Genomic DNA, 25,161 nt, shown 5'->3' on the forward strand with positions numbered 1-25,161 from the left:
CGATCTACGACGAAGAGACCAGGGCCTGGATTTCGAAGGCCGAAGTCGCCGAGGTCCCGTTCACCGCATTCACCTCGAAGAAGAAGTCCCTGCACGCCGCCGGCCGCTTGGTGGTCCGCCGCATCCCTGAACTCAACGAGACCAAACGCACTGCCGGGCAGGACCCATTGTTCGACTTGTTCCGCTATCACGCGTTCTTCACCACGGTGGACAAAGACCGTTTCGACACCGTCGCTGCTGATCACATCCACCGCAAGCACGCGATCATCGAGCAGATCAATGCGGAGCTGAAGAACGGTGCCCTGGCACATATGCCCTCTGGGGTGTTCAACGCCAACGCCGCCTGGGTAGCAGTCGCAGCGATCACACACAACCTGATGCGGGCTGCGGCCGGACTCATCGGTGGACGGATGAGCAAAGTGCGCGCTCAGACGCTGCGGACACGGATCATCGGCATCCCGGCCCGGATCGCTCACCGGGCCAGGAAGCTGATTGTGCACCTGCCGAGACGGTGGCCGTGGGCGACGGAATTCGCACGACTCTGGCACGCGGCTCTGAGCCCACCTACACGATCATTGTCCTGACCGATTCGCTCCTGCTCGAGCACGACGCCGCAGGGTCTGGAGGAGACCTTGGGAAACATTTGTGGAAGAGACCGGTGAGAGACCGGGACACTACTTCCTGCCCTCGCACCGCGTTCGCACTCGAATCCGAGTGAGCCCCTTGCCATCAAGCGAATCGGTGGATCAAGGCTTAGGGTGGGAGGGTGAGAATCGCTACGTGGAATGTGAACTCGATCCGTGCCCGCCACGACCGCATCGGGGCCTGGCTGGATCGTTCTGATGTCGATGTCCTGGCCATCCAGGAACTCAAGTGCAAGGATGCCCAGTTTCCCGAGGAGCTGTTCACCGAGCGCGGATACGAGGTCAGCTATCACGGCCTCAACCAGTGGAACGGGGTGGCCATCGCCTCGCGCGTCGGACTGGCCGACACCGAGATCGGGTTCACGGACATCCCTGTCTTCGGCTCGGAAGATCCCGTCGTCGAAGCCCGGGCGCTGTCGGTGACCTGCAACGATGTGCGCGTCTACTCGCTCTATGTGCCCAATGGCCGCGAACTCGACCACCCGCATTACGCGTACAAGCTCGACTGGTACAAGGCGCTGACGGCCGATATCGCCGCCCAGCTCAGTGCCGAACCGGAGAAGAAGCTCGTCCTCTGCGGTGACTTCAACGTCGCCCCGCTCGATGAGGACGTCTGGGATATGGCCGAGTTCGACGGCGCCACCCACGTCTCCGATGCCGAACGCGCCGCCTTCGACGAACTGCTTGGCGCGGGACTGTCCGAAGTCACTCGACAGTTCACGCCCGGCCCCGGCGTCTTTACCTTCTGGGACTACCAGAAGCTGCGGTTCCCGAAGAAGCAGGGCATGCGCATCGACTTCCAGCTCGCCTCACAGGCACTGGCGAAGACCGCGACCGCAGGCGAGATCGACCGCGAGGAGCGCAAGGGCAAGGGAGCGTCCGACCACGCTCCCGTCATCGTCGACTACGACGTCTGAGGCACCCTCGTCTCACCTTTCGGCACCCCGGCGCAACTTCAGCGTCGAAGCCATAGACATCTCCCCTCTCTTCTGGTGAAGTTGAATCAGGAGCTAGGAAGGTGACGAGGATGTCAGCAACTGTCCGTGAATTGGTCGACGAAGCCTACGACCGGCGTGAGTCCACCTGGAGAGCCGCCCTCGAGACGGTCAACGACTGGGTCGAGTCCGTCCGTGCTCCGTCCGCTCTGCTCTCCGGGGACCGAATCCGCGTCGTCGACGGTCGGATCAAGGATCGGCTGCGCACGGGCGAGAAGCTGCGCCGCAAGCTCGCCGATGCCAATGACGAGATCCACGAATCCGTCGAGGTCGAGAATCAGGTCATCGATGTCGTCGGGGCCCGCGTCATCTGCCGCACCGAACGCGAACAGTCGGCCCTGTGGGATCTGCTCACCGAGGTGAGTGACGATACGAACCTCTCCATCGCCGAGGTGCGCGACTACTCCGCGACCCCGAAGCCCTCGGGATACCGCGGCCGCCACCTCATCGTCGAGGTCCCCTTCGACTCCGAACCCTCCGTCCTCGTCGAACTCCAGCTGCGCACGATCATGCAGGACGCGTGGTGCGTGCTGGCCGAGGAGCAGCTGTTCAAACCCGGCCAGGCCCTGAAATCCGATCCCCAGCAGGAGCGGCTGTCGGTCATCCTCGCCGGACTCATGGCGCAGGCCGATTCCGTGGCCGGCTACATCGCCGATGACGTCGGCGCGTATCTGGGCATGGGCAATTCCGCCCCTCCGCGAGCCTTCGCCGAGGCGGACGAACCGACCGATCCGGCCATCGAGGTCACCATCCGCGAGCTCAACCACTCCTATGTCCTCGCCGCCGACGAGGTGGGCCGCCACGGCATCATCCGGCTCGAGACACTCGGGCTGACTCCCGACAATCCGGAGCGCTCGGCCTTCCCCCATCCCGGCGACAAGCTGCAGGTGCGCATGGACGAGTCGAACACCACGCGCTACTTCATCCCCGTCGGCCACGAGAGCTGAACGGCCCCGCATCGGCTCGGACAGACTGTGCTCAGTCACATTCGATGCCTCTGACCCCGCCGCCACAGGCACGCCTGCGAACCCAACAGCCTGGCACGCGCTCCACCGACTAGACTTGCGTCCCATGGGAAAGAAGTCGAAGCGCTCCAAGGAAGAACTCATCGCCAAACGCCTCGCCAGGGCGCAGGCCACGGCATTCGTCGCGCGTCCGTTCGCGGACCTGCCGTTCGAAGCCGACCTCATCTGCCTGCGTGAGCTCGTGCCCGCGGCCACCGCAACCGCGAAGCTCACCGAGGAATACGGCGGCCACGAAGTGACCATCACGTCCCTGCTGCCCGCCGCATGGCAGGCCTGGCGCCGCGACGACGGTGAGATCCTGGCCGGAATGCAGGTGCCCGTATCCTCGACCGACGCCTCCCGCGACGTCGCCCGCGGCCTGCTGGCCGCCGTCGACGCCGAACCCGGCACCTCCATCGAGGCAACGACCGAACCCGGTGAGGGCCCGCGTCTGCAGGACATCCTCGACACCTCTCACCCGTTCGACGTCCGCGTGCTCGAGAACTTCGACTACTGGGCCCTGCCCGAAGCCGAGTCCGATGCCGACGTCGCCGCCGCACTACAGCAGGCCAACGACTCCGTGGCCCCGACCGAGAAGCTCGCCTCCGTCGACTCCGCCTACTGGACCGAGATGTCCGGCCGCACCTACGTCCGCTGGGCCCGCCCCGAAGGTGAGGACCGCGTCGTCGATGCGATGGCCCGCCTGCAGGCAGAGAACGCCAACGACCTCGGCGGAATCGGCACCTTCCTCGGCTACTTCCGCGCCCACGGCATCATCGTTCCCGTCTGGGAACTCGAGTTCGGCACCCCAGTCGACGACGTCGACGAGCCCATCGCCGCGTTCGGCAAGCGCCTCGACGAAGCGCTGAACACGACCGAGCCGATGAGCACCGAGGCCCGCCGCGTCCGCTCGGGCATCGTGTCCCGCCAGCTGACCATCCACTGATATCCGTCACCACTCCATCACCGAGGCGGGACCCGAAAAAGGGTGCCCCACCTCGGTGATGGTGACGGACAGGAGAACCGACATGAGCGCACAGCCGCACCCCGCCCCCGAGGCAGTCGCCGCCATCATCCCCGCGATGAACGAATCCCAGCGGATCGGTGCCACCGTCACCGCGGCCAAGCAGATCCCCGGGGTCGACCTGGTCCTCGTCGTCGACGACGGATCGGCCGATGACACGGGGACTCGGGCCCGCCGGGCCGGCGCCGAGGTCATCACCCACCCGAAGAACAAGGGCAAGGCCGCGGCAATGATGACCGGGGCCTTCGCCGTGCGCAATCGGGAGATCTCCGACGCCGATCCGGGCGTCGACCCGCACCACCGAGCGCTGCTGTTCATCGATGGCGACCTCGAGGACTCCGCCATTAACACCGCCCCCCTGGCCGAGCCCGTGCTCGCCGGTCGGGCGGACATGACGATCGCGATCCTGCCCGCGCAGAAACGCAAGGGCGGAGGCTTCGGCTTCGTCGTCGGACTGGCGAAGAAGGGCATCGCCGAACTCTCCGGATTCGACGCCACCCAGCCCCTGTCGGGAATGCGCTGCCTGTCGAGGGAGGCCTTCGACGCGGCCCTTCCCTTCGCCGCCGGATGGGGCGTCGAGGCGGCTATGACCATCGATGTCGTGGGCGCCGGTCTGCGCGTCGAAGAGGTCGAATGCGACCTCCACCACCGCGTCACCGGGCGCGATCTCAAGGCGCAGCTGCACCGTGCCGCGCAGTACCGCGACGTCGCACGCGCGCTCCTCGTCCGCCGCCTCCGCGCGAAGCGGAACCGTAACCAGAAGGAGACCGGCAAGTGAGCCTCAACCGTTTCGCGTACCTCGGCCCTGAGGCCACTTTCACCGAGGCGGCCCTGCTCAGCTTCCTCGGCTCCCGGAACCTGCGCGCCGAGGCCACGACGCATCCGATGCGCAACGCCCCCTCGGCACTCGATGCGGTACTCGAAGGTGACTGCGATGCCGCAGTCGTGCCGATCGAGAACTCGCTGGAAGGCGGGGTGCCCGCCACGATCGATGCGCTCACCGAGAACGGGCGTCTGCAGATCATCGCCGAGGTGGTCGTGCCCGTCCGCTTCGTCCTCGCCGTCAAACCCGGCACCACCAGGGATGAGATCTCCTCCTTCGGTTCGCACCCGCACGGCGAGGCACAGGTGCGGGCGTTTATGAACGAGAACTTCCCCGAAGCCGTCTACCTGCCCACCTCCTCGACTGCCGCGGCCGCCCGGGATCTGGCCAATGACGCCGGTGACCATATGGCTGCCGTCTGCCCGGCCCTGGCCGCTCAGCGCTACGGACTCGAGATAGTCGCCGAGGACATCGGCGACCGCAAAGATGCCGTCACCCGATTCGTCGTGGTCACCCGCCCGGGTCCTCTGCCCGCTCCGACAGGGGCCGATAAGACGACCATCGTCGCGGCCCTACGCTCGGACCGTGCGGGTTCGCTGCTCGAACTGCTCGAACAGTTCTCCAGCCGCGGGGTGAACATGTCCCGCATCGAATCCCGGCCCACCGGTGACGGGCTGGGCCTCTACCAGTTCTCGATCGACCTGCTCGGACACATCCATGAGTCACGGATGGCCGAGGCCCTGCAGGGTGTCCACCGGGCGGCCCTCAAGCTGCACTTCCTCGGCAGCTACCCGAGCTCCGACGGAGCAGCGGTGCCCGTCGACCCGACGACGGCGGACGAGTCCTTCGCCGCAGCCGCCGATTGGCTCGACCGCACCCTCGAAGGCTGACGCATTCCGACCGGCGGCCCCCGTCCCAATTCGGTCCGCCTGCCCCTCTTCTCGCCGGGAAAATCTGCAATACTGAAACCTACTGGCAGGTAGGTGTGTCCAGATTGTCAGAGCCCTGAGCCCACCGGCCCAATTCGGACAATCCGAACCCACTTAACGTCGGTTCACACACCGGCGGAGACGACAGAGGAGTCGATTTTGGACACAGACAGCCACACGTCCCCCGATGCGATCGTCGTCGGGGCTGGACTCGCCGGTCTCGTCGCCGCCCACGAACTCACCCAGGCCGGCAAACGCGTGCTCATCCTCGACCAGGAGAACCGGGCGAATCTCGGCGGACAGGCGTTCTGGTCCCTCGGCGGACTCTTCCTCATCGACTCCCCCGAACAGCGGCGACTGCGCATCCACGATTCGCTCGAACTCGCCAAGGACGACTGGGCCACCTCGGCGGGATTCGACCGGGAGGACGATCATTGGCCCCGAAAATGGGCGGAGGCCTACCTCGAGTTCGCCGCCGGAGAGAAGCGCCGGTACCTGTGTGACCTCGGCTTACGCCTGACACCGATCGTCGGCTGGGCCGAACGCGGCGGGTCTGGCGCGGGCGAGCACGGCAATTCCGTACCGCGGTTCCACCTCACCTGGGGCACCGGCCCCGAGGTGGTCCGGGTCTTCCGCGAACCCGTCGAGACCGCGGAGGCCGCCGGACTCGTCGAGTTCGCCTTCCGTCACCGCGTCGACGAACTCATCACCGAGGATGGGGCCGCCGTCGGGGTCCGCGGGCACACGCTCGCCCCCAGCCACACGGCCCGCGGAGTCGAATCGAACCGCGACGAACTCACCGACTTCGAACTCCGCGCTCCCGCCGTCATCGTCACCACCGGCGGCATCGGACACAATTTCGAGCTGATGAAGAAGTACTGGCCGGTCGACCGCCTCGGCGAGTTCCCGGACACGATGCTCGCCGGAGTGCCCGCGCATGTGGATGGGCGGATGCTGCAGATCGCCGAGGATGCCGGTGCCAGCCTCATCAACCGGGACCGGATCTGGGCGTACACGGAGGGAATCGAGAACTGGAACCCGATCTGGCCGGAGCACGGCATCCGGATCATTCCCGGCCCGTCGTCGATGTGGTTCGATGCCGGGGGCAACCGATTCCCGGCCCCGAACTATCCCGGCTTCGATACGAATCGGACGATGCGCACGATCCTGGAGACCGGGCACGACTATTCGTGGTTCGTGCTCAACGAGTCGATTATCCGCAAGGAATTCGCGCTCTCCGGTTCGGAGCAGAACCCGGACCTCACGGAGAAGGACATTCGGATCACGCTCGATCGGGTTCGCTCCTCCGATGCGCCGGGGCCGATCGAGGCTTTGAAGAAGTACGGCTCCGACTTCGTCGTGGCCGAGACCACCGAGGAACTGGTGGCGGGAATGAACGAACGCTCCCGCGGGCCGGTCATCGATCACGACCACCTCATCGCACAGATCCGGCAGCGGGACCGGCAGACCGAGCACGCTTTTTCGAAGGACGCGCAGGTCCAGGCCATCCACAATGCGCGGTCCTATCTGGGCGACAAGATCGTGCGTGCGGTCAAACCGCACAAGATCCTCGACTCGGCACACGGTCCGCTCATTGCTGTGCGCCTGAGCCTGCTTTCACGCAAGACCCTCGGCGGGCTGGAGACGAACCTCGACGGGCAGGTGCTGGCGGGAGCCGTCACTGGTGACAGCGCAGGTGGCACAGACTCGAACACACCGATCCCTGGCCTGTACGCGGCCGGCGAGGTCACCGGTTTCGGGGGCGGCGGAATGCACGGGTACAACGCGCTCGAGGGAACGTTCCTCGGCGGGTGCATCTTCTCCGGCCTGCGTGCCGGGCGCGCTGCCGCCGAGCAGGCGGGCCGTGCGGTGACATCTGTGCGACCGGAAAGCGGGTCTGCACGAGACGAAGCAGCGCACTCGTGACCGGCAGCGCGCGTTCAGCCCTCACCGTCTTAGTCACCGGCGGCACTTCGGGAATCGGCAGAGCCGTCGCCGAGGCGCTGTCGGCGAAAGGCTGCACGGTGCTGGCAACCAGCCGGAACCCGGACCGTCTCTCCCCTGCCGATCGGATCCCCGGCGTCAGTTATCTTCGGCTCGATCTCGCCGACCCGGATGGCCCCGACCGACTGGCCGCAGAGCTCGACGGGCTCGGTCTGCTCGAGAGCCTCGATGTGCTCATCAACAATGCCGGGGAGAGCCAGTCGGGTCCGTTCGAAGAGCTGCCGGCCGAGGCGATCGAACGGCTCTTCCGCACGAATGTGTTCGGGCCGGTTCGCTTGAGCCAGCTCGTTCTGCCCGGAATGCGTGCGAGGTGGGCGGGACGCATCATCATGGTCGGGTCGATGCTCGCCAGCTTCCCTTTGGCCCACCGCAGTTCGTATTCTGCGGCGAAGGCGGCTCTGCGCGCTTTCGCCACGGCGGCTCGGCAGGAGCTCTCACCCTTCGGCGTATGGGTGAGCACCGTCGAACCCGGATCGATCGCCACAGGTATCGGGCTGCGACGGACGAAGTACCTCGACGAGGGGTCGCCCTATACGCAGGACGTGACGACGATGCTCCAGCATCTCGACGCCAACGAACGCGGCGGCATTCCGGCCGCCGAGGTTGCGGCCACGATCGTCGATGCGATCATCGCGCCGAGGCCGCGAGGATTCTATGCCGTCGGCAGCAGAGCGCCGCTGCCGTTCCTGCTCCAGCGTGCGCTTCCCCGCGAGCTCGTATCGAAGATCGTCGCCGCCCAGCACGGGCTGAAGCGGTGAGCGCCTCAGTCGCCGGGTCCGGCGGCGGAGTGGTCATCTGACTACCGCAGGCGGGACGGGATGAGGTGTTGTGTAGTCGAGATGCCGAGCACCCGCTGCTGCCGCGACAGGTTGTACGTCCGATCGGACTGCAGGTACTTGACGAGGAAGAGCTTCGCTCGGTCCCCGCGCTTGAACACGCCCTTGATCTTGAGTCCGAGCTTCGCCGCGACCAGCGCCTTGTCCTTCGCCACGCCTTCGATGACGACTTGGTCGTAGCCCATCCGCGCGAAGTGCGTGACGATCGCCTCTTTGAGCCGGTACGGAATCGGGTCGCCGATATTGAAGGGTCCCGCCGCCGACGGCACGTCGAGGCAGGCGAGAGCGGCTCGCACCACATTGTCGACATGCGTCAGGGTGAGCTTCTGCCGACCGCCGCCGGGCAGCCGCAGCACACCCTTCTTGGCCAGCCTCGACAGGAACGGCATGAGCATCGTCTCCCCCGGACCGTAGACCGACGCGGGCCGGAGAATCGCGGCATCGGGGCGGATCCTCATGACAAGCTGCTCGGCGAGAGCGTGAGTGCGGGAGTAGGCGTCGGCGAATTCACTGGGGTCCTTCGGCCCGGCCTCCTCCCACAGCTCGGCGTGGGGTTCGGTCTGGGAGTACACCGTCGTCGAGGACAGGTGGACGATTCGGGCGACCGGGAAGGCATCGAGGACATGACGCGTGCCCGTCACCTTCACGGCGTAGAGATCGTCGTCATCAGCGCTGACCGAAGAGATTCCGGCACAGTGGAAGACCGAAGTCACGCTCTTGGCCAACGAGGTCACCGACGCGGGAGCAGGTTGCGTGATGTCCCAGTACTGGAAGTTCACCCCGGGGATCTCGGGGTCTCTCCGGCACAGGGCATAGACCGTTTCGTCCCGATTGGCGAGCGCCCGTGCAATGGCACCACCGATGAAGCCGCTGGCTCCGGTCACTATCACCGACACGACGGTCCTCTTCTCATCGTCACACCCTCCGCCTCAGCGGCGGTGCTGCCACTGCGGTTCCCTCTTGTTCAGGAAGGCATCGATCCCCTCCTGCGCATCGGCTGCGACGGCGTTGTCCGCCATCACCTGCGACATCCGCGCATAGGCATCGGCCACAGGCAGTTCCCGCTGTTCGTAGAACGCAGCCTTTCCTAGGGCAACTGTAGCCGACGAGGCGGACGCGACCTTGCGAGCCAATTCCAAGGTCGCCGACTCCAGATCGGCATCGGCGACGACATCCGAGACGAGACCGAACGTCAGCGCATCGTCAGCGGTCACGAAATCACCGGTCAGCAGCATCCGCATCGCCTGCTTCGCCGGCACCGCACGGGAGACCGACACCATCGGCGTCGAACAGAACAGCCCGATCTTCACCCCGGGGGTCGCGAACCTGGCGGATTCGGCGGCGACGGCCAGATCACAGGTCGCCACAAGCTGGCAGCCGGCCGCCGTGGCCACTCCCTGGACCTGCGCGATCACCGGCTGCGGGATGGATCGGATGAGCTGCATCAGCCGTGCACAGGCATCGAACGTGACCTGCTGGGTCTCCAGATCCGCCCCGCGGATCTCGGTGAGGTCATGACCGGAACTGAACACATGACCGGCGGTCGACAAGATGACTGCGCGCACATCGGTGCGGTCGGCCACCTCGTTGAGGGTGTCGATGAGGGATTGCATCACCTTAAGCGACAGCGCGTTGCGCGTGGATGGCCGATTGATCGTCACGGACGCGACCCCGCCGTCGAGCTGCGCGAATACAATTGATTCCGACATAGCCTCATTCTGCCAAAGGCCACGGGCCCGGCGCGGAATCTGCGCCGACGATCTCCGCCCGCCTCCGGACCCATCCGCCCCGAGGGGAGCGGCACGGAAGGACTGGCATGACCACACTGCTGATGATCATCGGATTCGGTGCCGCCACCTCGGTGGTGGTCGGTCTGGGGCAGAAGCTCAAGCTTCCGTGGCCGGCGCTCATGGTCCTCATCGGCATCGCCGGCGCGTTCATCCCCACCTTCGCCGAGGTGGCCATCGATCCGGAGCTCGTCCTCCCCCTGTTCCTGCCGCCCCTGCTCTTCGCCGCCGCACAGAAGACGTCGTGGGCGCTGTTCGCGATCCGGTGGCGCACGATCCTCGGCATGTCCGTGGCCTTGGTCGGGGTGACCGTGGCCGCCGTCGCCGGGTCCGCGGTCTTCCTCATCCCCGGAATCACCATCGCCGCAGCCATCGCGCTCGGCGCGATGCTCGCCCCGCCCGATCCCGTCGCCGTCGAAGCCGTGGCCAGCACCGTGTCCATCCCGCGCCGCATCATGTCCACCCTGCAGAGCGAGGGCCTGTTCAACGATGCCGCCTCCCTGGTCATCTTCCAGACCGCGATGGCCGCGGTATTGGCCGGGACCGAGGTGGACTACGCAGATCTGGCCGTGTCGTTCGTCGTCTCCGCCGTCGTGGCGATCCTCGTCGGTCTGGTCCTGTCCTTCGCCGCCTGGTGGGTGATGGAGAAGATCGATCACACGATCGCTCGGTCCTCCCTCATGCTCGTCCTGCCCTTCGGCGTCTACCTCGTCGCCGAGCACTTCCACGCCAGCGGGGTCATCGCCGTCGTCGTTGCGGCCCTCGAAGTGCGGCGCCGCGATGTCGCGGGCAACTCGGCGGAGCGGGTGACGCAGAATTCGACGTGGCAGGTCCTCGAGATGCTCATCACGGGAATCGCCTTCGGACTCATCGGCCTCGACCTGCGCCTCATCGTCGAATCCGAGCATGCCGACCTCGGGCGAGCGCTGCTCGTCGGCGGCTTCATCGCCGTCGTGGTCGTCGCCGTCCGTTTCGTCTGGCTGGTGCTCGGCACGGTCATCGAACGCAAGCGACGCGAGGAGGATCCCGACGCCGCCCCCTTGAGCGTCCGCGATGCCACACTGATGACCTGGGGCGGGATGCGCGGCCTGGCCACAGTCGCCCTCGCCCTGTCGATCCCGGCCACGACGGCCTCCGGCGCCCCGTTCCCCGGCCGGTCGTATGTCGTCGTCGCGGCGGCGGTGGTCCTGCTGGTCACACTGGTGCTGGCGGGCCTGAGCTTTCCGACAGTCGTCGCCGCCCTCGGCATCGACGACGAAGCGGAGAAGGAACATCAGGCGACCAGGGACATCGCACTGCGCGCCTACAAGGCCGCGATGCGCGAGATCAAGAACGATGACAGCCTGCCCGACGACATCATCGAACCCCTGCGTGCGAGGTTCAAAGTCCTGCACGATCAGCTCAGCGGAACCACCGATGACCAGGCGAGTTCGGAGCAGGCGATGGCGTTCAAGGAACACCGGGAGCAGATGTTGGCCGTGCAGAAGAAGGCCATGCAGTCCGCCCGCGCCGAGGTGCTCAAAGCTCGTCGTGAGCGCGGCACCGATCCGGAGGTCGCGGACAAGGTGCTCCACCGCTTCGACCTGCAGTCGGTCATCACGAGGTAGGGGCGGGTCGGTCCCGACCGGACGGGATTCCGGGCCGGTCCCGGTGGGGCAGGGGCACGCATCCGGGCGGGATGCTTCGACGAAGATTCCTCTGGAAATTCAAAGTTGAGCGGAATAGACTCAACTTTGTCGATGTTGTTCTAGGCGAGAGTTCAAATCAGCCCGGAATCTTAAGAAGGAGATGCGCAGATGGACGCACAGATGACAACCAAATCCCGGGAGGCGCTGCAGACTGCGGTCAACGACGTCGTCGCCCGGCACAACAACCAGATCGAACCGGCCCACCTCGTGGCCGCGCTGCTCAAGCAGCCCGACTCCCTGGCCTCGGCCCTGCTGACGAAGGTCGGCGCCGACCCGCAGTCGGTGCTCACCGCGATTGAAGCAGTGATCGGCGGGTTCCCCACGGTCAGCGGCGCCTCGGTCAGCCAGCCGGGCCTGTCCCGCGCCGGACTCGAGATGATGAACCTCGCGCAGGAGGAGATGACCTCCCTGGGCGATCAGTTCGTTTCTACCGAGCACCTGCTGCTCGCAGCGGCGGCCGGAGATGACGGCGCCGGAGAGACGCTGCGCGCGAATGGGGCGAACCGGGACGCACTGCTTGCGGCCCTGCCCGAACTGCGCGGAGGCAAGAAGGTCACTTCGGAGAACCCCGAGGACACCATGCAGTCGCTGGAGAAGTTCGGCGTCGACCTCACCGCCACCGCCCGCGAAGGCAAGCTCGACCCGGTGATCGGCCGCGACAAGGAAGTGCGCCGCGTCGTCCAGGTGCTCTCGCGCAGGACGAAGAACAACCCCGTCCTCATCGGTGATCCCGGCGTCGGCAAGACCGCCGTCGTCGAGGGCCTGGCCCAGCGGATCGTGGCCGGAGACGTGCCCGAATCGCTGCGGGACAAGACGCTGATCAGCCTCGACCTGTCCGCCATGGTCGCCGGTGCGAAGTACCGCGGCGAGTTCGAGGAGCGGCTCAAGGCCGTGCTCGAGGAGATCAAGAACTCCGACGGGCAGATCATCACCTTCATCGACGAGCTCCACACTATCGTCGGAGCCGGCGCCGGCGGGGACTCCTCGATGGACGCGGGCAATATGCTCAAGCCGATGCTCGCCCGCGGCGAGCTGCGGATGATCGGCGCCACGACTCTGGACGAGTACCGCGAGAACATCGAAAAGGACCCCGCCCTTGAGCGCAGGTTCCAGCAGGTGTTCGTCGGAGAGCCCAGCGTCGAGGACACGATCGCGATCCTCCGCGGGCTCAAGGAACGCTATGAGGCGCACCACAAGGTCTCGATCAATGACGGCGCGCTGGTGGCCGCGGCGACGATGTCGGACCGGTACATCACCGGCAGGCAGCTGCCGGACAAGGCCATCGACCTCGTCGACGAGGCGGCCTCCCGCCTGCGGATGGAGATCGACTCGGCTCCGGTCGAGATCGATGAGCTCCGCCGCGCCGTGGACCGCCTGAAGATGGAGGAAATGGCCCTGTCGAAGGAGACCGATTCCGCATCGGCCGAGCGCCTGACCGCCCTGCGCGCCGACCTCGCCGACAAAGAGGAGGAGTTGCGTTCGCTCGAAGCGACGTGGGAGTCCCAGCGTGCCGGCCTCAACCGGGTCGGTGAGCTGAAGACGAAGCTCGACGAACTGCGCTCGCAGGCCGAGAAGGCTCAGCGCGACACGGACCTCGAGACCGCATCCCGCCTGCTCTACGGGGAGATCCCCGCCGTGCAGAAGGAGATCGCCGAAGCCGAAGCAGCAGAGGCTCAGGCCGACGCCGGTCAGACCTCGGATCCGATGGTCTCGGACAAGGTCTCGAGCAGCGATATCGCCGAGGTGGTCTCCTCCTGGACGGGCATCCCCGCAGGACGCCTCGTCCAAGGTGAGGTCGAGAAGCTGCTCGAAGCCGAGAACATCCTCGGTGAGCGCCTCATCGGTCAGAAGAACGCCGTCGCCGCGGTCTCCGATGCCATCCGCCGTTCGCGTGCGGGTGTCGCCGACCCCGACCGTCCGACCGGTTCGTTCCTGTTCCTCGGGCCCACCGGTGTGGGTAAGACGGAGCTCGCGAAGTCGCTGGCGGACTTCCTCTTCGACGATGAGAAGGCCCTGATCAGGATCGATATGAGCGAATACGGTGAGAAGCACACCGTGTCCCGCCTCGTCGGTGCCCCTCCGGGCTACGTCGGATACGACGAGGGCGGCCAGCTCACCGAAGCGGTCCGCCGTCGTCCGTACTCCGTCGTCCTGCTCGACGAGGTGGAGAAGGCGCACCCGTCCGTCTTCGACATCCTGCTGCAGGTCCTCGACGACGGCCGCCTCACCGATGGTCAGGGCCGTACGGTCGACTTCAGGAACACCATCCTGATCCTGACTTCGAACCTCGGTTCGCAGTTCCTCGTCGACACGAACCTGTCGACCGAGGAGCAGAGGTCCAAGGTGCTTGATGTCGTACATTCGACGTTCAAGCCCGAGTTCCTCAACCGGCTCGACGACATCGTGCTCTTCGACGCACTCAGCCAAACCGAGCTCGCGTCGATCGTCGATCTGCAGATCGCGCACATGTCGCGCAGGCTCTCCGACCGCCGGATCTCGCTCGAGGTCACACAGGGTGCCGAGGACTGGTTGGCCCTCGAAGGCTACGATCCGGCGTTCGGTGCCCGGCCGCTGCGCAGGCTGGTCCAGCGCGAAATCGGCGACAAACTGGCCCGCGCGCTGCTGGCTGGCGACATCGTCGACGGGGACACCGTGGTCGTCGACCTGCCCGAGGATCCCGAGGCCACCGGCCTGGAGCTGCGCCCCAAGCGCTGAGTCTCCCGGCCACGCGGGTTCAGCCCAGTCTGAGTTGGAAAGCACATGTTTGAACATGGGCTATTCAACTCAGACTGGGCTGTTCCGCCTACCGATGCCGGCCGAACGCGGGAACTGCGAATGTCTTCGCCGACAGGAGGAGTGGCTGAGAGTCGTTGCGGCGCAGTTCCCTCAGGCGGCACAGAACGAGGGCACTGAACTGGAGCACAGAGTCGAATGGGACATGTTCTTCCGAATCGCTCACTTTCTTCGGTGAGCATTTCAGAGAAACATGTCCCATTCTGCGCCTGCAGGACGCTGAGCACCGTCTGCTGGAGGCTGTGCGCGCGGTCTACTTGCCGCGGGAGCCTGCGGAAGTCCGTGCGCCGGCCTTCGCGGCATTCCCACCGGCCACTCGACCAGCCGAACCGCCCGAAGCCTCACCAGCACCCCGCGGCGCCGATGACGTCCACCAGTGCCGCAGGTAGGCGGAGACCTTCGCGAACGAACGGTCGCGGATGAAGATCGCATCGACGGCGATCATCGTCAGCGAGAACCACGGCAGGCCCATGAGCAGCGCGATGCCCAAGTGGAAGGACAGGATGCCCAGCAGCGCGATGATGCGGGTGTAGCGGTTGAAGAGCATGAACGGGAAGGCGCACTGGAAGAGGATCGAACCCCACGAGATCGCCACGACCATCGGCCCCCACGCCGTGACCAGGTCCGACAGCACCGGCCACGTCCCGAACTGCTGAGTGTGCAGCGGGTTGTACACGGCGAAACCGTGCTGCCAGGCTTCACCTCCGGCCTTGTACAGACCACCCGACATGTAGATCGCACACACCTGGAACGCGAGCACGACGATCGCCAGATTGTTGGCCATGATGAGCGCCCAGCGACACTGACCGCCGTCGGTGTCCGGGAACTCCGGATTCCGCGCCCGCCGCCTGGCATCGAGGGACCACCGGCGTGTCGTATCGGCGAAGAGCATCGCGATCATGAACATCCTGTAGGCGTTGTCGCCCTGGTCGCCGGCCCCGTCGTTGAGCTCGATGAAGCTCACCCACAGCACGAGGTAGATCGGCAGGACGATGCGCGTGCGCCAGCCGAGGATGATGACGATCGCCAACAGCGCGAGTCCGATCAGCATCGCGGTGAACAGCGGCGGCACAGTCACCGCCCGGTGGAAGAGGGAGAAGAGCCAGATGTTCGGGAAGTCGCTCTTCGGTTCGGCGATCTCCCCGTTCCAGGCCGCCCCCACCCCGAAGGCGTAGTGCCGAGCGCTGAAGTTCGTGAGGATGAGGCCGAGACCGGTGAGGCCGATGAGGATCCGCGTCACCGCCAGACCGTACGTCGCGTGGTACCGGCCGGTGAGCATCTCCTCGAGCCAGTTCCACCCCTGCGCGAGCTTTGTCCGCACGAGGGCCGTCACCGGGACGAGCCCGAATTCGGGGGCGGAGACCTGCGCCGAGGCGGTCGTACCGGTCCGCTGGTCCGTGACCTCTGCGTCACGGTCGTCCCTGCCGGTCGTGTTGTCACTGTTCACCGACGCACCTCACTTCGTCGGAGGCGCAGAAGTACTTCGTGAATTCCTCCTGGGACTGGTCGTCTTCGACGACGAGTGCGCGCCAGCCCACGGGGACGGGCTGGATGTTCGGACGTTTCGCGCCTTTGTCGTTGCGGTCGGCGAACGGTACGACGTTCTGGCGGGCGGCCTGGTATTGGACGCGCTGGACATCGTCGCCCCAGATGGCCTTGGCCACCTGGGTCGCATAGGCCGTGGCCAGGTGTTCGCTCTCGAGATAGGCCGGGATCGCGTTCTCCGGGTCGTCGTACTCCTTCATCTTCGTCTCCAGTCGGTCGACGGAGTCATCGCCCTTGAAGTAGTCGAGTTTGACGATCGCCTTCTGGTCGTCGGGCAGATCCTCCCACGAGCCCTTGATGTCCGAGGCCACTCCGATGCCCAGTCCCGCCGACCGCGGCGGGAAGAGCTTGTAGGTGGAGTGGTCGAGTTCGACGTCGGTGGCCCGCACCCACTGAGTGATCTCTTCGCCGCTGTCGGTTGTGATCACCGCGCGCACGTCGAAGTAGTAGTCTCCGTTGATCGGTTCGGGGGCGAACACGCTCCACGACTGTCCCCACAGCGGGATCATGTATTTGGAGAGCAGATCACCGGGAATCACCTCCCGCATCGTCGACGCAGGGGCGATCCACAGGAAGCTGGCGAAGATATGGAACCCCGTGATCGCCATCGCGATGACCATCAGGGTCCGTTTCACCGCCGAACGTCGCCGAGGTGTGACCTCGGTCGGCTCATTGTCCATCTCGGTTCCGGATTTCTTTTGGGAGTACGACAGTCGTCACCGCTGGTCCCACACCGCGCTGGTCGCTTCGCAGTTCCCTCGGTGACAACGCACAGTCAATAGCGTACTTCAGCTGTGGCAGTGCCCGCCCGGGTGTCGGCACAATCATTCGCGGTCATCAGACGCACGATGACCCATCATCCGTGACCACCGCACACACGATGTCCCACCTTTCGCGGTCGCAGGCACGATGGCTCGCCGAACCACGGCAGACCGACCACGGCCGCCTCGCCGGCCCACGGCAGCCGACCACGGCAGAGCGCCGCCTATTCGCCGGCTCGCAGCCACGCCTTGACCGCTTCGGTGGAATCGCCGAGCGTCGGCGGGGCCAGTTCGTAGCTGGGCGGGGTCTCGGACAGTCGGATCGGGTTGGCCACGGTGGGGATGACGCGATCTCCCTGACCCGCCTCGGCGACGGGTTTGAGCCCCAGCGACGATGCCAGGTCCACGCCCTGGGCGATCGAGTTGATCGGTGCGCAGGGCAGCCCCGCCTCGGTGAGGATGTCGAACCATTCCTGATTCGTCTTCTCACTCAGCGCGGCGATGAGCTCGGGTTCGAGGTCATCGCGGTTGACGTTGCGGTCGGCGAAGTTCGCGAACCGTTCATCGGCAGCCCATTCGGGGTGGCCGAGCACCTCGGCGAGCCGGGCGAACTGCTTGTCGTTGCCGCACGCGATGATGATCTGCCCCTCGGCCGTGGGCATCGGCTGGTACGGGTAGAGGCTCGGGTGCTTGTTGCCCATCGCCTGCGGAGTCACGCCGCCGGCCACGTACGCCGAGGTCTGGTTCGCCAGACCGGACAGCGCCGAGGACAGCAGGTTCGTCTCCACCAGCTGACCGACCCCGGTGTCCTTGCGATGGTTGAGCGCACCGAGGATGCCCACGGCCGTGTGCAGCCCCGTGATCACGTCGACGACGGCGACACCGGCCTTGACCGGGCCCGATTCCTCGGATCCGGTCACCGACATGAATCCGGACAGACCCTGGATGAGCAGATCGTAGCCGGGCTGCGGGTTGCCTCGACCGAAACCCGTCACCGAGGCGTAGACGATTCCGGGATTGACCGCGCTGACCGTGTCATAGTCGAGGCCGTACTTCGCCAGTCCCCCGGCCTTGAAGTTCTCCACGAGCACGTCCGCACGAGCGGCCAGCTGCTGCGCGAACGCGAGATCATCCTCGTCCTTGAAATCGAGGACGACGGAGTGCTTGTTCCGGTTCGCCGTGAGGAAATACGTCGCATCATCCCCTCGCCGAGGCGGCGCCCAGTGACGTGTATCGTCCCCGGTCGTCCCCTCCACTTTGATGACCGTGGCACCCAGGTCCGCAAGCATCATCGTCGCGTAGGGGCCGGCGAGGACTCGCGAGAAGTCGGCCACGACGGTTCCGGCCAGCGGCCCCGTCCCCTGCCGACCGAATGCTGCGTCTGCGTCCGCTGCTGACAACTGATGCCTCCCTTGGCACGTTCGACTTGTCTGTTCTCCGCCCGACTATACGGAATCGACATGGCTGCCCTGGACTGCGGGTTGCGCGAGAGCGGAAACGAGTCGAGAGCCGGGCAGGTCGACAACGAAATCCGTCGACCGCCGTGGCGAGATTCTGGCTACACTCGGCCTCAGTGACCGGCCAAGCGAAGGGACGAACGATGACGTTGCACATGCCGGCGGAGACCGCCGCCCAGGATCGAGTCTGGATGGCGTTCCCGTCGTCGGGCTACGCCCTCGGCGATACGGAAGCAGAGGCCGAGGCCGCACGCGCCACCTGGGCCGCCGTCGCCCGCGCCACCAGCGAATTCACCCCAGTCACGGTCGTGGTGACCAGGGCACAGACCGATCATGCCAAGCGCCACCTCGGCGAGGGGATCACCCATGGGATCACGATCGTCAACGCCGACCTCGACGATGCGTGGATGCGCGATATCGGGCCGAGCTTCGTCATCGACGAGGCGGGCGCGCTGCACGCGGTGGACTGGGTGTTCAACGGCTGGGGTGCGCAGGAGTGGGCGAGTTGGGATCACGACGAGCACATCGGGAAATTCGTCGCGGACCTCGCCGGGACACCCGTGGTGTCTTCGGATCTGCGCAACGAAGGCGGCGGAATCCACGTCGACGGTGCGGGCACCGTGCTTGCCACGCGCAGCGTCCAACTCGATCCCGGGCGCAACCCGGGGCTGACGGAGGCCGATGTGGAGGCCGAATTCGCGCGCACGATCGGGGCGAAGAAGGTCATCTGGCTCGACCGCGGACTCCACCGGGACAACCAGACCTTCGGCACCCGAGGACACGTCGACATCGTCGCCGCGATGCCCAGCCCAGGCGTCGTGCTCGTCCACGATCAGCGCAATCCCGAGCATCCGGACTTCGAATTCAGTCGCGGACTCAAGGAGCAGTTCGCGGCCGAGACCACGGCCGACGGCACACCGTTCGAGGTCGTGCCGATCCCGGCCCCCGAGGTGCTGCGCGACGAGGAGGGATGGGTCGACTACTCGTACGTCAATCACCTCGTCACCAACGGCGGGGTCATCGCGTGCACCTTCGATGATCCGATGGACGCCGAGGCGGCTGCCGTGCTCGAACGCGTCTACCCGGGCCGGAAGGTCGTCGGGGTCGATGCTCGCGAGCTCTTCGCCCGCGGCGGCGGAATCCACTGCATCACTCAGCAGCAGCCGAGTCTCGGCTGAGCCGGACAGGGCACAATCGCAATCACCGCGTGCCGGCCCGGTGGCCGTGGGGAATCCGCTTCAGCGGCGCAATCCATACCCGTACGGGCCCCACTCGGTATAAGGTGGTTCCAGAGGGCACAGAGCCCGTGCGCGGCCACATCGTTGCCCGGACCTGTGTCGCACAGCAGAGCCGAATACGGTGACGTCGAGTTGCGAAGAGGAGCAAGACCATGAAGAAGAGATTGATTCTCCTGGCCGGTCTCGGAGTCGGATTCATCCTGGGATCACGCACCGGGCGCCAGAGCTACGAACGGCTGAAGGCCCAGGCTCAGGAACTGTGGACCGACCCGCGCGTCCAGGACACCGTGGAAAAAGCCAACCAGTCGATCCGCGAGAAGTCGCCGGCCGTCGCCGATGCCGTGCAGACCGCGGCCGACAAGGTCAATGCCGCCGCAGCCACGAATACTCCGGTCTCCGAATTCGACGGTGACGAGGATTCGGCCGGCGCGAAGGCATCGGGCGGTGCCGCCAAGCACTCGCCGTCACCGAAGGCGAAGGACACGATTGCCGATCCCGAGCGTCACCTCGACGACGAAGGCCCGGCCGGAGTCGCCGACGACGACTGAGAATCGGCTGGCTGAGTCAGTCGGCAACAGCACAGAAAAAGGTGAACAGCCCATGTTGGAAACTGGGCTGTTCACCTTTTTCTGTGCTGTTCGCGGATTCCGGCGTCTACAGCAGTGAGCTCGTCAGGCGGGCCACGTTCTCCACATACTTCTTCAGCATCGGCCGCGCCTCCCATTCCTCGGCATTGAGTTCGACCGAATTCGGCGCGTAGCGTTCGGCTTCGAGGTCATACATGCGCTGCGTGAATTCCTTGTTGACGATGAAGAGGGTGACCTCGAGGTTCATCGCGAATGACCGTTCGTCCATATTTGACGAACCGATGATCGAAACGTCGTCGTCGATGATGAGGAACTTCGAGTGCAGCACCGTCGGAGCGTGGTACATGAAGATCCGCACCCCGGCCCGCACCAGCTCGTCATAATAGGATTGCTGCGCCTTGTGGGTCAGCCAATGGTCGCTCGTCTCACCGACGTACAGGCGCACATCGACCCCGGATCTGGCCTCCGTCGTCAGCGCGTGCAGCAGCGATTCGTCGGGCACGAAATACGGTGAGCAGACGACGACCCGGTGATTCGCGTTGTAGATGAGGTGGTTGAACAGGCGCAGATTGTTCTCGTCTTCGAACCCCGGACCCGACGGCACGATCTGAGCCTGGATGCCACCGAACTCGGGGGCCTCGAGTTCGAAGCTGTCGGGTTCGTCGAGGATCTCATCGGTCTCCGAATACCAGTCTGCGATGAACACGGCATCGAGCTCTTCGACGACCGGCCCCCGGCATTCCACCGACAAGTCCTTCCACTGGAAGCCCTTCCGACGGTTGCGGGCCTTGTTGTACGTGCGGTCGATGATGTTCTGCGAACCGGTGAACGCGACCTGCCCGTCGACGACGAGGATCTTGCGGTGATTGCGCAGGTCGGGCCTCTGGTATTCGCCCTTCCACGGTCGGATCGGCAGGGCCCGGCGCCAGCTGACGCCCGAGCCGTCGAGCTTCTTCACCAGCTCCGAATATCCCGGGTAGCCCAGCGACCCCACATGGTCGATCAGGATCCGCACATTCACGCCGCGCCGGTGCGCGTCCACCAGCGATTCGAGCAGCCGCCTCGTCGTGTCATCGATGGCGACGATGTAGAACTCGAAGTGGACGAACCGCTGCGCGCGGTCGACGGCGTCGGCCATCGCCTCCACGCAGGCATGGTTGTCGACATGGAGGTCGAAGGAGTTGCCGTGCGTCATCGGCAGGGCACCGAGGTCGAAGTTGAGCTGCGCAGCCGTGCGCAGCGGCTCGGGCATATGGTCGTTGCGCCCGACGATCGCCTGGTAGCGGGTCTGATCACGGAAGAGATCGTTCATCTTCGACTGTTTGTCCCGCCGCCGCTTCGGCAGCTTCGCCGAACCCAGCAGCAGGAACGCCGCGATGCCCACATAGGGGATGAGGAAGATCGCGAGCAGCCAGCCGAGCGCGACCGACGGCCTGCGGTTGTGCGGAATCCAGCCGAGCGCGATGATGCGGATGATCAGGTCGATCAACAGCAGGATGATGATCAGCCAGTTCGGCCACGCCTGGTCGATGGTGAAGAACGGATAGATCCCGAAACTGCTCATATAGTGCCCGTTCAGCTCCGCCCTGTTCGTCACAGCTGAGGTATTCGGCCTCCGCTGGAGGATGTCAGATTGTCCCCCATCGTATCCTGCCCGTCCCGGGCCCATCCGGCCCACCCCGCCGTCGGCCGTCTGACCGATCCCGGGCATACTGGACGGTGACATCAATTGCTGAGAGCGAAGGTGCTGAACGTGATTCGAGACATCAACCCCGAGGGTTCCGACCGTTCGGATACCGCCGACAGCGCGAGCCGCGGACCCGATATCGCCGACGCCGAGGCGGTCCCGATCAAGCCCGCCGTCAGCGTGCTCATGCTCCGCGACGGGGGCGAAGGACTCGAGGTGTTCGTCCAGCACCGGGTGTCGACGATGGATTTCGCCGCCGGCGTCGTCGTCTTCCCCGGCGGTCGCGTCGACCCCATCGATCACACGATCGCACCGACCATCACCGTCCCCGATCCGCAGGTGCACACCTCCGCATGGTCGGCATCGACCATCGCCGAGGATGCCGAGGGGTGGCGTGTACTGCTCGCCACCGCTGTGCGCGAGGTCGAAGAGGAGACGGGCGCGGTCCTCGACCCGGCCGGGCTCAGACCGTGGGCGAACTGGGTGACTCCGGTTGGTCGGCCCAAGCGCTTCGATACGTATTTCTATACGATCGCGGCTCCCGAACTCGCCGCCGCCCAGCATCAGACGACGGAGGCACACACGAGCGAGTGGCGTTCCGTGACCGGGATCCTCGCCGATGAGGGGGCCCGACGGCTGAAGCTCATGCGTCCGACGTTCGTGCTGCTGCGTGAGCTCGCGGGGTTCTCCACCGTCGCCGAGGTGGTTGCCGCCGAGAGGATCATCGACCCCGTCCGCCCGGAGTTCCCCTCCAACCGCGGTTCTTGAGTTCGGCTCTTCGCCCGAGTCCTGCTGCCCGCATCTGAGCCCAGCATCCCGCTGGTCGCAGCAGGACGCGGGAGTACCCGACTTCAGGCCTTGGCGCGAGCCTTCATCGCGGCCAGGCGAGCGGCAACGACCTGCTTCTGCTCGTCGGTGCCCAACAGTTCGGCCAGTGCTTCCTGTTCGGCATCGAGTCCGGTGCTGAGGTCGGAGTCATACGACAGGTCGACGAGACGCTTCGCCCACACCAGCGCCGACCGAGACCGGGCGGCGATCTGCCCGGCCAGCTCGAGCGCCCGGGCCATGGGATCCTCGACGACCTCGTCGACGAGGCCGATGCGCAGAGCTTCCTCGGCACCGATCGTGTCGGCGGTGACGATGAGCTTCTTCGCCTGAGCCGGTCCGACGAGGCGCGGCAGCAGCTGCGTGCCGCACATATCGGGGATGATGCCCCAGTTGAGTTCCATGAGGGAGAGCTTCGCATCGGGTCCGGCCACGCGCATGTCCGCGCCCAGGGCGATCTGCAGTCCGCCTCCGAGTGCCGGTCCGCGTACCGCCGCGATGACCGGAACCTCGACGAGCGACCACACATGCACGGCCTTCTGTGCCAGCGCCCGGGCCGAGCCGAGTCGCTCTCCGAGATCGACGGCGGTGGCCACGGAGTCCGACTCCCCGCCCTCCCCGCCCTCGGCGGCCGCTTCCCCGGCGGCCGCCTCCTCAGCGGATGAGCGGGTCGCGGCTCCCGCCTCGGCGATCCGGGCGAGCTCGGTGAAGTCGAGGCCGGCGCTGAAGGCACGACCGCGACCGGACAGGACCACGGCCTTGATCTCGCTCGAACCTTTCAGCGCCAGCCCCGCCTCGACGAGGTCTTCGAAGACCTCACGGGTGAGCGAATTGAGTGTGTCGGCACGGTCGATCTCGACGTGGGCGACGCCGTCGGTGATCGCATAGACGACGGTCGAGTTGGTGGTCTCGGGCATGAGCTGGCCTTTCGAAGACGTGACCGGCGCGAGGGCAGCCGGCGGATGAGGAACACGCTGCGATCGCAGGCTCCGCGGTGCCGGCCCCGGCGCCGCTGAACGAGCGATCAGCTGCGTTTCCTGAACCCTATCGGAGCTGCCGTCAACGTCAAGACCAACACGGCGATCAGCGACGCCGCACACATGCCGACGACCCCGGACCAGGCGAAGTGAGCGAAGAGGACCGCCGAGAGCCAGGCGCCGAGACTCGTGCCCAGGTAGTAGACGGTGAGGTAGATGGCCGCGGATCGGGTCGAGTCGACCCCCGGCCGAGCCGCGCTGGCTGCCGCGGAGGCACCCGTATGGCCGAGGAAGAATCCGGCGGTGAGCAGCGACATGCCGATGACGATCACCACGAGCGAATCGACGAGCGTGAGTCCCGCGCCGACGAGCGCGATGACCATTCCCGCCAAGGTGATCCGGACGCGCGGGTACTGCGTGGCCAGGCGGCCGTAGTACGTGGTGACGACGGTGCCGACGAGATAGATGAGGAAGAACAGGGCGACCGCGCCCTCGCTCAGGTGCCACGGATCCTGCTGCAGGCGGGTGCCGAGCATCGTGAACGATCCGCCGAAGACGATCATGCACAGGAACCCGGTGAGATAGATCCGCCACAGTCCCCCGCGCAGCGGAATCGCTCGCCGAGGCGGCCGCGCACTCCCGGCCCCACCGTCGTCGGCGGCGGTGCCGGCAGAGAGGGAAGCGTCGTCGGCGGGCTCATCGGTGGCGGCCGGGACGCCATCACCGTCGACGAGAGCATTGCTGGCACTGCCGTCACCTGCGGTGACAGCGTCGGGGTCGGCCGCCTCGGTGAAGGTGGGATCCGCATCGGGCGGACCGGAATCGTCCGTGTCGAGGACGGCGCGGCTGCGGCCGGTGGAGAAGAGGTCGTGGCGCAGCAGCCAGACGACGATGAGGCCGAAGGCCAGCGACACGATCGCGGTGAATGCGAGTCCGCCGTGCCAGCCGAGGAGCTCGGAGGCCAGCCCGGTGAGCAGCCTCGAGCACAGTCCGCCGATCGTGTTGCCGGCGATGTAGACCCCGATCGCTCCGGGCAGCGCGGCCGGCGGCAGGCGCAGGGACAGATAGGCCATGGCCGTGGCCGGCACCGAGGCGATCGCCAGTCCCTGGAGGAACCGGACGGCGATGAGCAGCTCCGGGGTCGGGGTGAAGGGAAGGACGAGCGCGAGGATCGCCGCAACGATCACTCCCGCACCGATCTGGCGAGCGTGGCCGATGCGCGGGGCGAGCATCGAGAACGGGATGAGGAAGCAGGCCATGGCCACATTCGTCGCGGACACGGTCAGGCTCGCCGTCGGACCGTCGATTCCGTAGGCGTCTCGGATCGCCGGCAGCAGCCCTTGAGTCTCGTAGAGGACGAGGAAGACGGCGATTCCCGCGAGGAAAACTGCAGCGACGGTTCGCCGAGTGCTCGTCGGACTCGGCTCACCTGTGCTCATGAGTCCAACGCTATGCCTCCGAGAAGCACCCGCTCAAACGATTCCGAGTCCCGGACCGCGTGAGTCCGGACACCGCGGATGCCTGTGGGCCCTCGATGTCTGTGCACCCGCACGATCG

The 25,161-nt window shown here is 66.0% G+C and carries 21 protein-coding genes; 13 read left to right on the forward strand and 8 right to left on the reverse strand.

Annotation, left to right across the window (positions count from 1 at the left end; all coding sequences use genetic code 11):
- The 8 genes from BLIN9172_RS06580 to BLIN9172_RS06615 all read left to right on the forward strand — a co-directional run.
- Positions 1 to 584, forward strand: a 584-nt coding sequence (locus BLIN9172_RS06580; RefSeq protein WP_180956946.1) for a transposase, incomplete at its 5' end; no start/stop codon positions are given.
- Positions 585 to 766: 182 nt separating this feature from the next.
- Positions 767 to 1,561 (forward strand): exodeoxyribonuclease III, encoded by a 795-nt coding sequence (locus BLIN9172_RS06585; protein ID WP_101554345.1) that lies wholly within the window; start codon positions 767 to 769, stop codon positions 1,559 to 1,561.
- A gap of 110 nt (positions 1,562 to 1,671) precedes the next feature.
- Complete coding sequence (locus BLIN9172_RS06590; protein WP_101554346.1) at positions 1,672 to 2,586, forward strand: GTP pyrophosphokinase; 915 nt, start codon at positions 1,672 to 1,674, stop codon at positions 2,584 to 2,586.
- 124 nt (positions 2,587 to 2,710) lie between these two features.
- Positions 2,711 to 3,589 carry a DUF5926 family protein gene (locus BLIN9172_RS06595; protein WP_101554347.1) on the forward strand — a complete coding sequence of 293 codons (879 nt, stop codon included), beginning with the start codon at positions 2,711 to 2,713 and terminating at the stop codon, positions 3,587 to 3,589.
- An 82-nt stretch (positions 3,590 to 3,671) separates the two neighbouring features.
- Positions 3,672 to 4,445 (forward strand): glycosyltransferase family 2 protein, encoded by a 774-nt coding sequence (locus BLIN9172_RS06600; protein WP_101554348.1) that lies wholly within the window; start codon positions 3,672 to 3,674, stop codon positions 4,443 to 4,445.
- On the forward strand, positions 4,442 to 5,380 hold the full coding sequence (pheA, locus tag BLIN9172_RS06605) for a prephenate dehydratase (RefSeq protein ID WP_101554349.1): 939 nt from the start codon (positions 4,442 to 4,444) through the stop codon (positions 5,378 to 5,380). The genes BLIN9172_RS06600 and pheA overlap by 4 nt, the downstream gene beginning before the upstream one ends.
- Before the next feature lie 198 nt (positions 5,381 to 5,578).
- The gene (locus tag BLIN9172_RS06610; RefSeq protein WP_205751083.1) at positions 5,579 to 7,345 is read left to right on the forward strand and encodes an FAD-binding dehydrogenase; all 1,767 of its coding nucleotides are present in this window, start codon (positions 5,579 to 5,581) and stop codon (positions 7,343 to 7,345) included.
- Positions 7,342 to 8,181, forward strand: a complete 840-nt coding sequence (locus tag BLIN9172_RS06615; protein ID WP_101554350.1) for an SDR family NAD(P)-dependent oxidoreductase — start codon at positions 7,342 to 7,344, stop codon at positions 8,179 to 8,181. The genes BLIN9172_RS06610 and BLIN9172_RS06615 overlap by 4 nt, the downstream gene beginning before the upstream one ends.
- Positions 8,182 to 8,222: 41 nt before the next feature.
- Here the strand turns inward: BLIN9172_RS06615 and BLIN9172_RS06620 are convergent, their stop codons facing one another.
- Together BLIN9172_RS06620 and BLIN9172_RS06625 are read right to left on the reverse strand one after the other, a co-directional pair.
- Positions 8,223 to 9,155: an NAD-dependent epimerase/dehydratase family protein gene (locus BLIN9172_RS06620; RefSeq protein ID WP_101554351.1), complete on the reverse strand. Its 933-nt coding sequence runs from the start codon at positions 9,153 to 9,155 to the stop codon at positions 8,223 to 8,225.
- 33 nt (positions 9,156 to 9,188) lie between these two features.
- On the reverse strand, positions 9,189 to 9,968 hold the full coding sequence (locus tag BLIN9172_RS06625) for an enoyl-CoA hydratase (protein ID WP_101554352.1): 780 nt from the start codon (positions 9,966 to 9,968) through the stop codon (positions 9,189 to 9,191).
- 107 nt (positions 9,969 to 10,075) lie between these two features.
- On the opposite strand from BLIN9172_RS06625, the gene BLIN9172_RS06630 reads away from it, so the two are divergent.
- Both BLIN9172_RS06630 and clpB read left to right on the forward strand, forming a co-directional pair.
- Complete coding sequence (locus tag BLIN9172_RS06630; RefSeq protein WP_101554353.1) at positions 10,076 to 11,653, forward strand: Na+/H+ antiporter; 1,578 nt, start codon at positions 10,076 to 10,078, stop codon at positions 11,651 to 11,653.
- 189 nt (positions 11,654 to 11,842) lie between these two features.
- Positions 11,843 to 14,449 carry an ATP-dependent chaperone ClpB gene (clpB, locus tag BLIN9172_RS06635; RefSeq protein WP_101554354.1) on the forward strand — a complete coding sequence of 869 codons (2,607 nt, stop codon included), beginning with the start codon at positions 11,843 to 11,845 and terminating at the stop codon, positions 14,447 to 14,449.
- 331 nt (positions 14,450 to 14,780) lie between these two features.
- On the opposite strand, the gene BLIN9172_RS06645 is transcribed toward clpB, so the two are convergent.
- The 3 genes from BLIN9172_RS06645 to BLIN9172_RS06655 all read right to left on the reverse strand — a co-directional run bounded on the left by BLIN9172_RS06645 (position 14,781) and on the right by BLIN9172_RS06655 (position 18,233).
- Complete coding sequence (locus BLIN9172_RS06645) at positions 14,781 to 15,974, reverse strand: HTTM domain-containing protein (RefSeq protein WP_240812222.1); 1,194 nt, start codon at positions 15,972 to 15,974, stop codon at positions 14,781 to 14,783.
- Complete coding sequence (locus BLIN9172_RS06650; RefSeq protein WP_101554356.1) at positions 15,964 to 16,752, reverse strand: DUF5819 family protein; 789 nt, start codon at positions 16,750 to 16,752, stop codon at positions 15,964 to 15,966. Before BLIN9172_RS06650 ends, BLIN9172_RS06645 begins: the two co-directional genes overlap by 11 nt.
- A gap of 305 nt (positions 16,753 to 17,057) precedes the next feature.
- Entirely contained in the window at positions 17,058 to 18,233 is a 1,176-nt protein-coding gene (locus BLIN9172_RS06655) for a CaiB/BaiF CoA transferase family protein (protein ID WP_101554357.1), read from the reverse strand.
- 200 nt (positions 18,234 to 18,433) lie between these two features.
- Here BLIN9172_RS06655 and BLIN9172_RS06660 point away from each other — a divergent pair, with 200 nt between their 5' ends.
- On the forward strand, positions 18,434 to 19,468 hold the full coding sequence (locus BLIN9172_RS06660) for an agmatine deiminase family protein (protein ID WP_101554358.1): 1,035 nt from the start codon (positions 18,434 to 18,436) through the stop codon (positions 19,466 to 19,468).
- Positions 19,469 to 19,680: 212 nt separating this feature from the next.
- Positions 19,681 to 20,076, forward strand: a complete 396-nt coding sequence (locus tag BLIN9172_RS06665) for a hypothetical protein (RefSeq protein WP_025779019.1) — start codon at positions 19,681 to 19,683, stop codon at positions 20,074 to 20,076.
- A gap of 106 nt (positions 20,077 to 20,182) precedes the next feature.
- Here BLIN9172_RS06665 and cls read toward each other — a convergent pair whose 3' ends face one another.
- Positions 20,183 to 21,679: a cardiolipin synthase gene (cls, locus tag BLIN9172_RS06670; RefSeq protein ID WP_101554359.1), complete on the reverse strand. Its 1,497-nt coding sequence runs from the start codon at positions 21,677 to 21,679 to the stop codon at positions 20,183 to 20,185.
- A 189-nt stretch (positions 21,680 to 21,868) separates the two neighbouring features.
- On the opposite strand from cls, the gene BLIN9172_RS06675 reads away from it, so the two are divergent.
- The gene (locus tag BLIN9172_RS06675) at positions 21,869 to 22,570 is read left to right on the forward strand and encodes an NUDIX hydrolase (RefSeq protein ID WP_101554454.1); all 702 of its coding nucleotides are present in this window, start codon (positions 21,869 to 21,871) and stop codon (positions 22,568 to 22,570) included.
- Between the two features lie 83 nt (positions 22,571 to 22,653).
- Here BLIN9172_RS06675 and BLIN9172_RS06680 read toward each other — a convergent pair whose 3' ends face one another.
- Together BLIN9172_RS06680 and BLIN9172_RS06685 are read right to left on the reverse strand one after the other, a co-directional pair.
- On the reverse strand, positions 22,654 to 23,544 hold the full coding sequence (locus tag BLIN9172_RS06680) for an enoyl-CoA hydratase-related protein (RefSeq protein WP_101554360.1): 891 nt from the start codon (positions 23,542 to 23,544) through the stop codon (positions 22,654 to 22,656).
- A 107-nt stretch (positions 23,545 to 23,651) separates the two neighbouring features.
- Positions 23,652 to 25,043: an MFS transporter gene (locus BLIN9172_RS06685; RefSeq protein ID WP_101554361.1), complete on the reverse strand. Its 1,392-nt coding sequence runs from the start codon at positions 25,041 to 25,043 to the stop codon at positions 23,652 to 23,654.
- Between the last annotated feature and the right edge of the window lie 118 nt (positions 25,044 to 25,161).

Source organism: Brevibacterium linens ATCC 9172 (genome assembly GCF_900169165.1).
Lineage (GTDB): Bacteria > Actinomycetota > Actinomycetes > Actinomycetales > Brevibacteriaceae > Brevibacterium > Brevibacterium linens.